Genomic DNA, 13876 nt, shown 5'->3' with positions numbered 1-13876 from the left:
AAACGCGGACCAAGGTCGGCATCTACCAAGGCATTCCCCGGCCAGCCTCACCCACCCCGGCAGAACGCGGCGTAATCGATATACCCCGGGAATGGCACGCCCGGCGCGCACACCGGGCACTGCGGGTCCGGCCGGATGCCGGTCTCGCGGAAGCGCATGCCCAGCGCATCGAAGCGCAGTAGGCGGCCGACCAGCGGCTCGCCGATGCCCAGCAGCAGCTTCAGCACCTCGGTCGCTTGCAGCACGCCGGCCAACCCAGGCAGCACGCCCAGCACACCGGCCTCGGAGCAGTTCGGCGCGAACTCCGGCGGCGGCGGCTCGGGGAACAGGCAGCGGTAGCACGGCGCCACGCCACGCTGGCGGCCGGCGTCAAACACGCTTACCTGGCCATCAAAGCGCTCGATGGCGGCATACACCAGCGGCGTGGCGTGCTTGATGCAGGCGTCGTTGAGCAGGTAGCGCAGCGGGAAGTTGTCCGAGCCGTCCAGCACCACGTCCACGCCGTCCAACAGCGCATCCACGTTCTCGGAGGTGACCCGCTCCGGCACCGCCTCGACCTTGATCGAGGGGTTGAGCGCCAGCAGCCGCTCACGCGCCGAATCGACCTTGAGCTGGCCCACGCTGGCTTCGGTATGCACGATCTGCCGGTGCAGGTTGCTGCGCTCCACGCGGTCGTGGTCGGCGAAGCGCAGGTGCCCTACCCCGGCGGCGGCCAGGTAGAACCCAGCCGGTGCGCCCAGCCCACCCGCGCCCAGCACCAGCACGCGCGACTGCTGCAGCCGGCGCTGGCCGGCCTCGCCCACCTGCGGCAGCAGCAGGTGGCGCGAATAGCGGTCGTAGAAGTCGCGGTCGGCGGCGCTGGCCAGCGGCTGCACCAGCGGCAGCGACTGCTCGCGCCAGGCCACGGTACCGCCCGTCACGGAAGCGACGTTTGTGTAGCCGGCCTGCAGCAGGAACTGCGCGGCATCGGCCGAGCGCTTGCCGCTCTGGCAGATCAGCAGGATCTCCTGGTCGTGCCGCGGCAGGTGTGCGGCCGGGTCGGCCTGCAGCTCGCCCTTGGCCACGCCGCGCGCGCCCTCGGCCATCCCGCCGGCCCGTTCGTGCGCCTCGCGCACATCGATCAGCACCGCGCCATGGGCCAGGCGCTCGCGTGCCCGCGCGGGGGAAAGCTCTTGGATGCTCATGGCCGCATTATCGCGCAGACATCCTCGACGCGCCCTGCCCCGAACATGGCACCATGCGGGCGTTGCCCCCTGCACCCCGGAACCGCTGCATGCGCTCTGCCACCGAATTCTGGCGTGACCCGCGCATGCCCTTCGTCGAAAGCCGACGGGCGTGCGACAGCCGCGCCTGCCATCGCCCGCACAGCCATGACACCTTCTCGATCGGCGCCGTGGACGCCGGCAGCAGCCTGTTCACCGGCGCCGCGAAAGGGCCGCGTCTGCTGCAGCCCGGCAGTCTGGTCGGCGTGCCCGCAGGCCGCGTGCACGCCTGCAACCCCCTGCCCGGCCAGGTCTGGAGCTACCAGATGCTGCATCTGGACCCGCGCTGGATGGCCGAGGTCCGCGCCGAGTATGACGACCTGCCCGAACCCGACTGGCAGCAGGAACCGATCCGGATCTCCAACCATCGCCCGCGCTACCAGCAGTACTGCCAGCTCAACGAGACGCTGTTCTCCGACGATCCGGTCAGCGTCAAGGAAGCGGCCCTGATCGCGTTCGTCGGCGATCTGGATGAACACGATGGTGTAGCCGTCGCCGGCCCGCTTGAAGATGCCGCGTTACAGCAGCGCTTGCAGCCGGTGATGGACGTTCTGCGCCAGCGGCTCGAACACACCCCGGCCCTGCAGGAGCTGGCATCGCTGGCAGGCATGAGCCGCTACCAGCTGATCCGCGCCTTCCGACGCGCCACGGGCCTGACACCGCACGCTTGGCAGATTGACCAGCGCATCCAGGAGGCCCGCCGGCGGCTGTGCGAAGGGCAGGCACTGGCCGTGGTCGCGCATGCGCTGGGTTTTGCCGACCAGAGCCATTTCCAGCGGGTCTTCAAGGCCCACGCCGGTGCGACCCCGGGCCAGTACCGGCGCTGAGCCTGCAATAACGTTCAATACCGTCGCGCGGCGCATCCCCAGACTGGCGCCCCAGCCAGCCGCCGCCGGACCCGATGGAACAGTTCCTGGTCATCGCCACCGTACATTTTCTCGCCCTGCTCTCACCTGGCCCCGACTTCTTCCTCGTTGCACGCACCGCGATCACCTCGGGATGGCGCACCGCCAGTGGCGCCTGCGCAGGCATCGCCCTCGGCAATGGCGTCTTCATCGTAGCCGCTTTCACCGGAACGGCCATGCTGCGCCCAGGCAGCGCAGGGTTCATCGCGGTGCAGTTGGCGGGCTGCGGGTTCCTGCTGTACCTCGGCACGCTGTTCCTGCGCCATGCGGGTTCGACGACGTTGCAGGCAGCTGAAGCGGCCGATGGATCGCCAGCGGGCGGTGCCCACGGATGGTGGAGGGCGGCTGGGCTGGGCGCCCTGTCTGCGCTGCTGAACCCGAAGAATGCGCTGTTCTACGCAACGCTGGCGGCGATGCTCAACGGTCCGCAGGCCGCAACGAAGTTCTTATATGGCGCGTGGATGTTCGGCATCGTCCTGCTATGGGATCTGCTGGTTGCCGCGCTGGTCGGCCACCCGTGGGTGCTGGGTCGATTCGCGCGTGCCCTGCCGTGGCTGGAACGGGCCGCAGGGCTGCTGATGATTGCGCTGGCGCTATGGATCGCCGTGTCGCTGTGGCTGGGCTGATGCCGGTAATTCGCGCCTGTCGCAATAGCGTTCAATACGGCGCGTCCAGCGCAGCCCACACTCGGCACTTTCTGTAGTTTGGTGGCAGGTTTTCGTGCAGCAGTTCTTCATCGTCGCGGTGCTGTACGGCTTCGCCATGCTCCTGCCTGCGTCGAATCACGCGAAGATCCTGCGCACCGCGATGGGCGCTGGCGGGCACGCCGCCATGGCCGCATCGTTCGGTATCGCCATCGGTACGGGCATCAGCTGCGCCACGGCCTTCGTAGCGGCGGGCATGCTGGGAAACCGCGGCCTGTGGACGCTGGCGATGGAGTGCGCGGGTTGCCTGCTGCTGCTGCGCCTGGCGGGCATGTGCCTGCGCGACGCTGGGCTGACCTCCCTCTCTCCGCTTTCCCTGCAGATGCCCCGGGGCCTGAAGGCCCGCTCCCGCTGGCCGCACGCCGAGGCTGGATGCCTGTTGGCGCTCGCCAGCATCAACAACTGGACGCTGCAGTTCGCGGTTGCAGCCCTGGTCAGCGGCCTCGTTGCCGACATGGATACAAAGGCCGCTTACGTGGCCTGCCTGGGCGGCGTCGCGCTGTCGCTCGGCCTGCTGATGGCGTGGCTTGGCAGCCACCCACGCTGGGCACAGGGGTGTTGCCGATTGCTTCCGTGGCTGGAGCATGCCGCGGGCCTGGTGATCGGCGCGGTGTCGGTGGCGTACCTGGCAGGGGTACTGGGTACCACCCTGGTCTGGGCAAGCCTCACGGGGCAGGCGCAGCTGCCCGAATCGATGATGGCCGCGCCCCGCAGCGCCCCATGCGCGTTGCCGCATTGCCGCGCTCGTCGCAACAGTTCGCCATGATCGAGGACTGTAGACGTAGGGGTGGTGCCGGCCGCTGGCCGGCAACCTCGTGAACACGCCAGGCATCATCGGGTTGCCGGCCAGCGGCCAGCACTATCACAGACAAGAAAGGCGGCCCTGCGGCCGCCTTCCCGTGAATCACTTGCCCTTGACGTGCTTCATCAAGCGCCGCTTGGCCTTGACCTGCCGCTCGGTGAGGACGTTCTTCTTGCCCTCGTACGGGTTGGTGCCCTCGCGGAAGATGAAGCTCACCGGCGTGCCGATCAGCTTGAAGCGCTTGCGGAAGAAGTTCTCCAGGTAGCGCTTGTACGACTCCTGCAGTTCCTTCAGGCGGGTGCCGTGCACGATGAAGGTCGGCGGGTTTGCGCCGGCCGGGTGCACGTAGCGCAGCTTGGAGACGTGGCCGCGGATGGTCGGCGGCGGGTTGGTCTCGTAGGCCACTTCCAGCGCCTTGTTCACTTCGCTGGTGGTGAAGGTCTTGTTCGCCGATTCGTGCGCGCGGTGCACCGCACGGAACAGCTCGCGCAGGCCCGAGCCGTGCTTGGCCGAAATGCGCACCGATTCGGCCCACGGCACGAAGCCCAGCTTCAGCGACAGCATGGTTTCAGCCTGTTCGCGCTGGTACTCGGTCAGGCCATCCCACTTGTTGATGGCGATCACCAGCGCGCGGCCGGCGTCGAGCACGGCACCGAGCACGGTGGCGTCCTGGTCGGTCACGCCTTCGGTGGCGTCCAGCATCAGCACGGCGACCTGGCACTGCTCGATCGACTGCATGGTCTTGACCACCGAGAACTTCTCGACGACCTCGTCCACGCGCGAACGGCGGCGCAGGCCGGCGGTATCGATCAGCCGGTACTCACGTCCATCGCGCTCCAGGTCCACCGCGATCGAGTCGCGGGTGGTGCCCGGCACGTCGGAGGCGATCATGCGCTCCTCGCCGAGGATGCGGTTGACCAGGGTCGACTTGCCCACGTTCGGACGTCCGACGAAGGCGATGCGGATACGGTTCGGATCGTTGTCCAGCTCTTCGCCGCTGCCTTCTTCCGGCAGGCGCTGGATCACTTCGTCAAGCAGGTCGTCCAGGCCCTGGCGGTGCGCAGCCGACACGGTCAGCATCTCGCCGAAGCCGTAACGGGCGAACTCCGAACGGACGCTGTCCTCGTCGGTGCCGTCGATCTTGTTGATCAGCAGCAGCGTCGGGCGCGACAGCTTGCGCAGCCAGGCCAGGATCTCGTCGTCCAGCGCCGAGGTGCCCTCGCGGGCGTCGACGACGAACAGGATCAGATCGGCTTCGGCCGCCGCAGCCCGGGCCTGGCGCGTGGTGGCACCCGCCAGGCCTTCGTCTTCCCCGGCAATACCGCCGGTATCCACGACGAGGAAATGGTTGTCCTCGTCGAGGCGGCAGACGCCGTAGTTGCGGTCACGGGTGACGCCGGGCTGGTCATGGACCAGCGCGTCGCGGGTGCGCGTAAGCGCATTGAAAATAGTCGACTTGCCGACATTCGGCCGTCCAACCAGGGCGACCAAAGGCAGCATCGCGATTACTCCAATTTTTAATTTGCCAACCGGAAGGCGGTCAGCTTGCCATCCACGTTCTGCACCAGCAGCACCCCGTCGACGACGACCGGCTGGGCCAGCAGGGCGTCACCGCCACTCTTCGCCCGTGCCGCCATCGCACCATCGGAGGTCTTCAACCAGTGCACGTATCCCTTGTAGTCGCCGACGACCACGTAATCACCGTGCAGCGCCGGGCCGGTCAGCGAACGACGCGCCAGCTCGGTCTGCGACCACATGGCAGCGCCGGTCGCCTTGTCCAGGCCGAACACGCCACCCTTGTTGTCGGTGACGAACACATTGCCCGACGACACCGCCACGCCACCTGCACCGCCATGGTCGCGCGCCCACAGCGGGCGACCGGTCGGGCCCTCGATGGCCATGGTCTGGTTCTTGAAGCTGCTCACGAAGAGGGTGTTGCCCTCCAGCACCGGGGCACCGTCGACATCGGCCATGCGGTCCAGCTCGGTACGGCCTTCGCCGTTGCCAAGGTTCTGTTCCCACAGGGTACGCCCATCCTGCATGGCCAGCGCGGCAACCGCGCCTTCGTCCTTGCCGATGAACAACACGCCCGGACCGGTGACCACCGGCGCGTTGCCGCGCACGGTCAGCGCCGGCAGTTCGCTCGGGTTGAACCACTTCTGCGTGCCGTTGCCGGCATCGAACGCGGTGACGCGGCCGTCGTTGCTGCGCACGAACACCAGGCCCTGGGCCACGGCCGGCGCGGCAATGACCTCACCCGGAACACGGGCGCGCCACTTCTCGCTGCCGTCATTGATGTCCAGGGCGATGACCTGGCCATCGAGCGTGCCGATCACGACCAGGTCCTCACCGACACCCGGGCCGCCGGACAGGCGCAGCTTCGGCTTCTTCTTTTCCTTCTGCGGCTCCCAGGTCCAGACCTTCTTGCCGGTCTGCAGGTCGATGGCGTGCACGCCGCCGGTGATCGCCGCAGCGAACACATGGCCGTTGGCCACGGCCGGGCCCTGGCGCACGCCGATGCGGCGCTCGCCCTTGCCGAGGTTGACCGACCAGGCCTTGTTGACCTTGACGCTCGGCTCGAACTTGACCAGCTCAGCCGGCTCCTGGGCCTTCTTCGCTGCCGCGTCCTTGCCGGCGAACCAGCCCTTCATGGTGCTGCAGCCGGTCAGGGCCATGCCCATCAGGAGCACGGTGGCGACGCGGGTGATCATGACCTTCTGACTCATCAAACCGACTCCGCAGGGGCGGCGACCGTGCCGCCGGCATCCATAACCTTGGTTTCCAGCAGGCGCCGCTGCGGCGCTGCCACGTCAAGCGACTTCAGCGCCTTCTCGTACTGTGCGCGGGCGTCATCGCGCTTGCCCTGCGCCATCAGCGCATCGCCATGGATTTCCAGGCTGCTGCTGTCGGTGGCGCTGCCCAGCAGCTTGATCGCCTCGTCGCTCTTGCCGGTGGCCACCAGCAGGCGGGCCACACGCTGGTCGACCACGCGCTGCAGGTCGCTTTCGACCTTCACGGCGCGCAGGGTGGCCAGCGCTTCTTCGTTCTTGCCGGCGTCGACCTGGGCCTTGGCCAGCTGCAGCGCCGCGAGGTCGCCATAGATGCTGGACGGGCCCGCTTCGAGCGCCTTCACTGCCTTGGCAGCGTCGTCGAGCTTGTTCTGCTGAAGACCGACCAGGGCCTTCTGGTATTCCACGTTGGCCGAGGCCAGCTTGCCGCCCTGATCCTTCTGGTACCACTGCCAGCCGGCAATGGCACCGATCGCGATGGCTACGCCACCGAGGATGCTGGCGCCATTCTTCCGCAGCCAGCTGCGGACGCGTTCACTTTGTTCGTGCTCGTCGAGCAGATCGTCGATCGCCATGCGTACTCTCGCCCCGCCCATCGGGAGGGACCATTGGGTTTAATCGAAGGTGGTGAAACCGCGCCTCAGTGCGAAACCGGGACTACGGAGCCTTCAGAGGATACCTGAAAGCGTGCCACGTTGGCTCGCTGGTAGGGGGTCAGATCGACGATAGCGCCGTTCTGCTGAACCTGGACCGCCGAGGCGTTGCCCAGGGTCACCCGGGTCACCTGGCCCGGCGTGAAGCTGCGGCTCTCGCCGGACTTGATCAGCGCCTTTTCGACCGTGGCGCCGTCCGGACCACCGATATCGACCCAGCTGTCGCCGCTGAACTGCATCTCCAGCGTATTGGCGGCTGCGGGCGCAGCGGGTGCCGAACGCGGCACCGGGGACAGCGAAGCGACATACGGGGTTGCGGCCGGCTTGCTGGCCGGGGCGCTCGCGACTTCAGCCGGGGCTGCCGGCTCGACACCCGCAGCGGACGGAGCTACCGGCACAGCGGCCGGGATCGCGTCCAGCGAGGCCGTGTTCGGCGACGGCGTGGCGCTGCCATCGAAATGGCCGCGGGTGGCGAACCACACCGGCACGGCCAGCACGGCGGTGATGCCGACGTACAGCACGCGCCGGCCGAGATTCTCGGCAATGCGGCGCGCACGCGGGGTATGGGTATGGCTGACCAGGGTGGGCGGCACGACAGGACCCACCTGGGCCTGCTCCAGCAGTTGGCTCACATCGACGTCGAGCAGGCGCGCGTAGCTGCGCAACTGGCCGCGCACGAAGACGGGCGCGCCCAGCTTCTGCCACTGCTCTTCCTCCAGCGACCTGACCACCTGGACCGGCATGCGCAGGCGCGAGCCGACATCCTCAAGGGTCAGTCCGGCCGCTTCACGGGCCTGGCGCAGGCGGGTGCCGCAGCCGGCCGCAGTCTCGAGAGCGCTCACAGTCTGGTCATCAATCACAATGCATCAACCCTGGAGTTAGGAGCCCGCTTCCTGCGGAAATTCCTGTCGAATGCGCTGAAGATAGCGGTCAGATGCCGCCCGATCACCCAGCCGCGCTTCGATTTGAGACGCAAGTTGTAACACGGAACGCGTTGCGGGTGCAGCCGCAATCCTACGTTCGGCGAAGGCCCGGGCCTCCATGTAGCGGCCCTGGCGGAAGCTGAGCTGGGCCATGGCCTCCAGCGCGACCGGGTTTCCCGGCAGCGCCGACAGCGCCGCGCGCAGGTCGCGCTCGGCACGCTCGAACTGGCCTGCATCCAGCGCACAGCTGCCGGCATTGGACTGCGCTTCGGCGACGGCGGGATTGCCCGGCGCCCGCTGGGCATGATCGAACCACACCAGCGATTCGGCCGCCTGGCCCTGCTGGCACAGCCAGGCACCATAGTTGTTGAGCACGTCGCCACGTTGCGGCGCCAGCTCGGCAGCCTTGCGGAAGTTCTCGCCGGCCTGCTGGCTGCGACCGCGACGCTCGTCGATGCCCGCAAGCAGGACCAGGCCGTCGGGGGCCGTCGGCACCAGCTTCTGGGCTTCGCGCGCCTTGCGCTCGGCAGCATCGAGATTGCCGCCCTGGATGTCGCGGCCGGCCAGGGTCAGCAACTCCTGCCAGCGCACCTGCTGCCGCACCCCTTCCGGATCACGGACGGAGTAGACCGGCGCCTCGCTCGGGCCAAGCTTGGCCTTGGGATGGGATTTGCAGCCGCCGACCGCGAGGGCCAGCGTGCCTGCGAGCAGAACCAGCCAGAGGCGGTCAGGCCGCGGCATCGCTCCCCTTCCCCGCCTGCAGCGTCTTGTTGAACTCCGCCTGGCGGCGGGTGCGGTCCATCACCTGGCCCTTGAGCTGGCCACAGGCGGCGTCGATGTCGTCGCCACGGGTACGGCGGACCATGGTCAGCACGTTGCTGTCGAGCAGGATCTTCTGGAAGGCGCGGATGTGAGCCTCTTCCGAACGCTCGTAGCGGGTACCCGGGAACGGGTTGAAGGGGATCAGGTTGACCTTGCCCGAATCCTTGGCCTGCACCGCGTTGTCGAACTGGCGCATCAGGCGGGCCAGCTCGCGGGCATGCTCGGGCTTGTCGTTGATGCCCTTCATCAGGGTGTATTCGAAGGTGACCGATTCGCGGCGCTTGTTGGCGCGCAGGTAGCGTGCGCACGAGGCCATCAGCTCGGCGATCGGGTACTTCTTGTTGAGCGGCACCAGGGTCTCGCGCAGCGCGTCGTTCGGCGCATGCAGCGACACCGCCAGCGACACGTCGCTTTCGGCAGACAGGCGGTCGATCTGCGGCACCAGGCCGGAGGTCGACAGGGTCACGCGCTTGTTGGCCAGGCCGTAGCCCAGGTCGTCGCGCATCACGCTCATGGCGCGCACGACGTTGTCGAAATTCATCAGCGGCTCGCCCATGCCCATCATCACCACGTTGGTGAGGCGGCGCATCTGGTGCGGGACGTTGCCCAGGTGGCGCGCGGCAACCCACACCTGGCCGATGATCTCGGCGGTGGTCAGGTTGCGGTTGAAGCCCTGGGTAGCAGTGGAGCAGAACGTGCAGTTCAGGCCGCAACCGACCTGCGAGGACACGCACAGCGTGCCGCGGGTCTTGTCCGGGATGTACACGGTCTCGATGGCGTTCTTGCCATCCACGCCCATCGCCAGCAGCCACTTGTGGGTGCCGTCGGCGGAGGGCTTGTCGAACACGATGTTGGGAACCAGCACCTCGGCATGGGCCTGCAGCTTGGCGCGCAGGACCTTGCCGAGGTCGGTCATTTCATCGAAGTCGGTGACGTAGCGATGGTGGATCCACTTCATCACCTGATGGGCACGGAACTTCTTTTCGCCGAGAACCTCGACGAAGAACTTCTCCAGGCCCGCGCGATCGAGGTCGAGCAGGTTCTGCTTGCCAGCCGTGGGTGCCGACTTCGGCAGCGGCTGGATGGCGGGGGACTGTACGACCTCGTTCACGGCATTACTCTCAGCGCGAAACGACTTCGGTGGCGGCGAAGAAGTAGGCGATTTCAATCGCGGCATTCTCGACCGAGTCCGAGCCGTGGGCGGCGTTGGCATCGATGGATTCGGCGAAGTCGGCGCGGATGGTGCCCGGCGCGGCTTCCTTCGGGTTGGTGGCGCCCAGCAGGTCGCGGTGGGCCAGGACGGCGTTCTCGCCTTCCAGGGCCTGGATCATCACCGGGCCGGAGATCATGAACTCGACCAGCGCGTTGAAGAACGGACGCTCGCGGTGCACGGCGTAGAAGCCTTCGGCTTCACGACGCGACAGCTGCTTGTACTTGGCGGCCACGACCTTCAGGCCGGCCTTCTCGAAGCGGGCGTAGATTTCGCCGATGACGTTCTTGGCAACGGCGTCCGGCTTGATGATCGAAAGGGTGCGCTCCAGCGCCATGGGATGTCTCCAATGGAATCGGGCCGCTGATGGCCCGAAGGGTAACATGAAAAAAACCCGCGTCGGGACGCGGGCTTAGCCTGATAAACGTAGGCGAATTGTAAAAGATAAAGCGGCGGCATGGTAGTGCCGGCCGCTGGCCGGCATTGGGCGCCATTCAACCTAGGAGCTGCCGGCCAGCGGCCGGCACTACCCCATTCACCGACCTGAGTGAAATCTGACCGGACCGGCCGATTTTGCTGCACTGCAAAATGCCATACGGTACCGTCTGGTCCTAGTATCAAACAATCGTTTGATTAAGGTCCGCCCACCGATGGCCAAGCCCGCCCACTTCTCGACCAAGGACCGGATCCTCGGCGCGGCCGAGGAGCTGTTCGCCCAGCACGGCTTCGCCGGCACCTCGCTGCGCCAGGTGACCAGCCAGGCCGACGTCAACATCGCCGCGGTCAACTACCACTTCGGCTCCAAGGAAAACCTGGTCAACGAGGTGTTCCGCCGCCGCATGGACGAGATGACCGGTGCCCGCCTGTCGCAGCTCGAGCGCGCCCGCGCCGAGCACCCGGGTGAACTGCGCCCGGTGCTGGCTGCCTTCGTCGAGCCGGCCCTGGCGCTGGCCCAGGACCGCCAGAACGGCGGCGCCTTCGTGCGCGTGATCGCCCGCGCCTACGCCGAGAAGAACGACAACCTGCGCAAGTTCCTGTCCGACCACTACGGCCACGTGCTGCGTGCGTTCGGCAAGGCCATCGGCGAGTGCGTGCCGGACCTGAGCAAGGAGGAGCTGTACTGGCGCCTCGACTTCCTGGCCGGCTCGCTGACCTATGCGATGGCCGACTTCGGGCTGATCAAGCGTCCCGCCGGTGTCACCGAAGCGGCGCATCGTGCCCATGCCGCCCACGAACTGATCCATTTCGCCGAAGCCGGGTTCCGCGCCGCCGCACGCGCCAGCGCCCTGCCCGCTTCCCTTGATTCCACCCAGTAACTGCTGACCAACAAAGGCCCTACACCATGTCCAATTCCCTGCTAGTCCGCCGCGCCGCCGTGCTGGGTGCCGGCGTCATGGGTGCCCAGATCGCCGCCCACCTCACCAACGCTGGCGTCGACACCGTGCTGTTCGACCTGCCTGCCAAGGAAGGTCCGGCCGACGGCATCGTGCTGAAGGCGATCGCCAACCTGGGCAAGCTGAGCCCGGCGCCGCTGGCCAGCAAGTCGCTGGCCGAAGCCATCACCCCGGCCAACTACGAGTCCGGCCTGGAGCAGCTGAAGGACTGCGACCTGATCATCGAGGCCATCGCCGAGCGCATGGACTGGAAGCAGGACCTGTACAAGAAGATCGCCCCGTTCGTGGCCGACCACGCGGTGCTGGCCTCCAACACCTCGGGCCTGGGCATCAACAAGCTGGCCGACGTGCTGCCCGAGCAGCTGCGCCACCGCTTCTGCGGCGTGCACTTCTTCAACCCGCCGCGCTACATGCACCTGGCCGAGCTGATCCCGGCCAGCACCACCGATGCCGCCGTGCTGGAAGGACTGGAAGCATTCCTGGTCACCACCCTGGGCAAGGGCGTGGTGTACGCCAAGGACACCCCGAACTTCATCGGCAACCGCATCGGCGTGTTCTCGATCCTGTCCACCATCCACCACACCCAGCAGTTCGGCCTGGGCTTCGATGAAGTGGACGGCCTGACCGGCCCGCTGGTCGGCCGCCCGAAGTCGGCCACCTACCGCACCTCCGACGTGGTCGGCCTGGACACCATGGCCCACGTCATCAAGACCATGGGCGACACCCTGCCGAATGACCCGTGGCATGAATTCTTCAAGTCGCCGAAGTGGCTGGACGCGCTGATTTCCAAGGGCGCGCTGGGCCAGAAGACCGGCGCCGGCATCTTCCGCAAGGTCGGCAAGGACATCGTCGTGCTGGACCTGGAGAAGCAGGACTACCGCCCGGCCGACCGCACTGCCGCACCGGAAGTGGTCGAGATCCTGAAGATCAAGAACCCGGCCGAGAAGTTCGCCAAGCTGCGCGAGAGCCAGCATCCGCAGGCGCAGTTCCTGTGGGCGACCTTCCGCGACCTGTTCCACTACAGCGCCTACCACCTGGCCGACATTGCCGAGACCGCGCGCGATGTCGACCTGGCCATCCGCTGGGGCTACGGCTGGTCGCTGGGCCCGTTCGAAACCTGGCAGGCCGCCGGCTGGAAGCAGGTCGCGCAGTGGATCGCCGATGACATCGTCGCCGGCAAGAGCATGAGCAATGCCCCGCTGCCGGATTGGGTCTTCGACGGCCGCGACGGCGTGCACGCCGCCGAGGGCAGCTACAGCCCGTCGCGCAACGCCAAGCTGCCGCGCTCGTCGCTGCCGGTGTACCAGCGCCAGCGCTTCCCGGACCCGCTGCTGGGCGAGAAGTTCGCGCCGGGCGAGACCGTGTTCGAGAACGACGGTCTGCGCATGTGGCACGACGGTGATGGCATCGCCGTGGTCAGCTTCAAGACCAAGATGAACACCGTGTCCGACCAGGTACTGGACGGCCTGCAGGAATGCGTGAGCCGCGCCGAGAAGGACTTCCAGGGCCTGGTGATCTGGCAGCAGAAGGAACCCTTCTCCGCCGGTGCCGACCTGGCCGGTGCACTCGGCCTGCTGCAGGCCGGCAAGGTCGACCAGTTCGAGGAGATGGTCGCCAACTTCCAGCGCACCAGCCAGCGCATCAAGTACTCGCTGGTGCCGGTGGTGGCTGCGGTGCGTGGCCTGGCCCTGGGTGGCGGCTGCGAGTTCCAGATGCACAGCGCCAAGACCGTGGCCTTCCTGGAAAGCTACATCGGCCTGGTCGAGGCCGGTGTCGGCCTGCTGCCAGCCGGTGGCGGCCTGAAGGAACTGGCCGTGCGTGCCTCGCAGGCCGCGGGCCCGGGCGGTGACGTGTTCGCCGAACTGAAGAAGACCTTCGAGACCGTGGCGATGGCCAAGGTGTCCAACTCGGCGGTCAACGCCAAGGAACTGGGCCTGCTGCGCAGTACCGACAAGGTGGTGTTCAACAGCTACGAGGCCCTGCACATCGCCAAGGCCGAAGCCCGTGCACTGGCCGAAGCGGGCTACCGTCCGCCGCTGCCGGCACGCCGCATCCAGGTGGCCGGTGACGTGGGCATCGCCACCTTCAAGATGATGCTGGTCAACATGCTGGAAGGCCGTTTCATCAGCCCGTACGACTACGAGATCGCCGAACGCATCGCCACCGTGCTGTGCGGTGGCAAGGTCGACCGCGGCACCCTGGTGGACGAAGAGTGGCTGCTGACCCTGGAGCGCAAGCACTTCGTCGAACTGGCCCAGCAGGAAAAGACCCAGGCCCGCATCGCGCACATGCTGAAGACCGGCAAGCCGCTGCGCAACTGATTGATGGCGGGTGCCGACCCCTGGTTGGCACTCCTCTGCCTCTGGTGGGTGCCGACCGTTGGTCGGCACCCCGGCTAAAAAATTCGAGAGA

Annotated in this window: 13 protein-coding genes; 5 read left to right on the top strand and 8 right to left on the bottom strand. The window is 67.2% G+C overall.

Annotated elements, in window-relative coordinates; translation table 11 throughout:
* Nucleotides 1-47: 47 nt before the first annotated feature.
* Nucleotides 48-1184, bottom strand: coding sequence for a molybdopterin-synthase adenylyltransferase MoeB (gene moeB / locus CKW06_RS10685; RefSeq protein ID WP_024956136.1), 1137 nt, complete (start codon nucleotides 1182-1184; stop codon nucleotides 48-50).
* A gap of 89 nt (nucleotides 1185-1273) precedes the next feature.
* On the opposite strand from moeB, the gene CKW06_RS10680 reads away from it, so the two are divergent.
* From CKW06_RS10680 to CKW06_RS10670, 3 genes are all read left to right on the top strand, one after another.
* Nucleotides 1274-2089 (top strand): helix-turn-helix domain-containing protein, encoded by an 816-nt coding sequence (locus tag CKW06_RS10680; protein WP_024956137.1) that lies wholly within the window; start codon nucleotides 1274-1276, stop codon nucleotides 2087-2089.
* Between the two features lie 74 nt (nucleotides 2090-2163).
* Nucleotides 2164-2793 (top strand): LysE family translocator, encoded by a 630-nt coding sequence (locus CKW06_RS10675; protein ID WP_024956138.1) that lies wholly within the window; start codon nucleotides 2164-2166, stop codon nucleotides 2791-2793.
* Between the two features lie 94 nt (nucleotides 2794-2887).
* Nucleotides 2888-3637 carry a hypothetical protein gene (locus tag CKW06_RS10670; RefSeq protein ID WP_024956139.1) on the top strand — a complete coding sequence of 250 codons (750 nt, stop codon included), beginning with the start codon at nucleotides 2888-2890 and terminating at the stop codon, nucleotides 3635-3637.
* Nucleotides 3638-3775: 138 nt separating this feature from the next.
* On the opposite strand, the gene der is transcribed toward CKW06_RS10670, so the two are convergent.
* The 7 genes from der to ndk all read right to left on the bottom strand — a co-directional run bounded on the left by der (nucleotide 3776) and on the right by ndk (nucleotide 10407).
* The gene (gene der, locus CKW06_RS10665; protein ID WP_012479950.1) at nucleotides 3776-5173 is read right to left on the bottom strand and encodes a ribosome biogenesis GTPase Der; all 1398 of its coding nucleotides are present in this window, start codon (nucleotides 5171-5173) and stop codon (nucleotides 3776-3778) included.
* A 17-nt stretch (nucleotides 5174-5190) separates the two neighbouring features.
* Complete coding sequence (bamB, locus tag CKW06_RS10660; RefSeq protein ID WP_024956140.1) at nucleotides 5191-6399, bottom strand: outer membrane protein assembly factor BamB; 1209 nt, start codon at nucleotides 6397-6399, stop codon at nucleotides 5191-5193.
* A complete protein-coding gene (locus tag CKW06_RS10655; protein WP_005409299.1) occupies nucleotides 6399-7037 on the bottom strand; it encodes a YfgM family protein in 639 nt (212 codons plus the stop codon). Before CKW06_RS10655 ends, bamB begins: the two co-directional genes overlap by 1 nt.
* Nucleotides 7038-7102: 65 nt before the next feature.
* Nucleotides 7103-7975 carry a RodZ domain-containing protein gene (locus CKW06_RS10650; RefSeq protein ID WP_005409298.1) on the bottom strand — a complete coding sequence of 291 codons (873 nt, stop codon included), beginning with the start codon at nucleotides 7973-7975 and terminating at the stop codon, nucleotides 7103-7105.
* 18 nt (nucleotides 7976-7993) lie between these two features.
* Entirely contained in the window at nucleotides 7994-8779 is a 786-nt protein-coding gene (locus tag CKW06_RS10645) for a tetratricopeptide repeat protein (RefSeq protein WP_032963099.1), read from the bottom strand.
* Complete coding sequence (gene rlmN / locus CKW06_RS10640; protein WP_005409296.1) at nucleotides 8766-9971, bottom strand: dual-specificity RNA methyltransferase RlmN; 1206 nt, start codon at nucleotides 9969-9971, stop codon at nucleotides 8766-8768. Before rlmN ends, CKW06_RS10645 begins: the two co-directional genes overlap by 14 nt.
* Before the next feature lie 10 nt (nucleotides 9972-9981).
* Nucleotides 9982-10407, bottom strand: coding sequence for a nucleoside-diphosphate kinase (gene ndk, locus CKW06_RS10635; RefSeq protein WP_005409295.1), 426 nt, complete (start codon nucleotides 10405-10407; stop codon nucleotides 9982-9984).
* 313 nt (nucleotides 10408-10720) lie between these two features.
* Between ndk and CKW06_RS10630 the strand changes: the two genes are divergently transcribed.
* Both CKW06_RS10630 and CKW06_RS10625 read left to right on the top strand, forming a co-directional pair.
* Complete coding sequence (locus CKW06_RS10630; protein WP_005413120.1) at nucleotides 10721-11386, top strand: TetR/AcrR family transcriptional regulator; 666 nt, start codon at nucleotides 10721-10723, stop codon at nucleotides 11384-11386.
* A gap of 26 nt (nucleotides 11387-11412) precedes the next feature.
* Nucleotides 11413-13785: a 3-hydroxyacyl-CoA dehydrogenase/enoyl-CoA hydratase family protein gene (locus CKW06_RS10625; RefSeq protein WP_024956142.1), complete on the top strand. Its 2373-nt coding sequence runs from the start codon at nucleotides 11413-11415 to the stop codon at nucleotides 13783-13785.
* Nucleotides 13786-13876 lie beyond the last annotated feature (91 nt).

The organism is Stenotrophomonas maltophilia, from assembly GCF_900186865.1.
GTDB lineage: Bacteria > Pseudomonadota > Gammaproteobacteria > Xanthomonadales > Xanthomonadaceae > Stenotrophomonas > Stenotrophomonas maltophilia.
The sequence above is the reverse complement of the archived record's forward strand: the minus strand, read 5'-3'. Positions and strand labels throughout refer to the sequence as shown.

Excerpts from the sequence above, each read along its gene's own strand:
- ndk (WP_005409295.1), bottom strand. The coding sequence starts at position 10,407 with ATGGCGCTGGAGCGCACCCTTTCGATCATCAAGCCGGACGCCGTTGCC.
- bamB (WP_024956140.1), bottom strand. The coding sequence starts at position 6,399 with ATGAGTCAGAAGGTCATGATCACCCGCGTCGCCACCGTGCTCCTGATG.
- CKW06_RS10675 (WP_024956138.1), top strand. The coding sequence starts at position 2,164 with ATGGAACAGTTCCTGGTCATCGCCACCGTACATTTTCTCGCCCTGCTC.
- CKW06_RS10680 (WP_024956137.1), top strand. The coding sequence starts at position 1,274 with ATGCGCTCTGCCACCGAATTCTGGCGTGACCCGCGCATGCCCTTCGTC.
- CKW06_RS10630 (WP_005413120.1), top strand. The coding sequence starts at position 10,721 with ATGGCCAAGCCCGCCCACTTCTCGACCAAGGACCGGATCCTCGGCGCG.
- CKW06_RS10645 (WP_032963099.1), bottom strand. The coding sequence starts at position 8,779 with ATGCCGCGGCCTGACCGCCTCTGGCTGGTTCTGCTCGCAGGCACGCTG.
- moeB (WP_024956136.1), bottom strand. The coding sequence starts at position 1,184 with ATGAGCATCCAAGAGCTTTCCCCCGCGCGGGCACGCGAGCGCCTGGCC.
- CKW06_RS10625 (WP_024956142.1), top strand. The coding sequence starts at position 11,413 with ATGTCCAATTCCCTGCTAGTCCGCCGCGCCGCCGTGCTGGGTGCCGGC.
- der (WP_012479950.1), bottom strand. The coding sequence starts at position 5,173 with ATGCTGCCTTTGGTCGCCCTGGTTGGACGGCCGAATGTCGGCAAGTCG.
- CKW06_RS10655 (WP_005409299.1), bottom strand. The coding sequence starts at position 7,037 with ATGGCGATCGACGATCTGCTCGACGAGCACGAACAAAGTGAACGCGTC.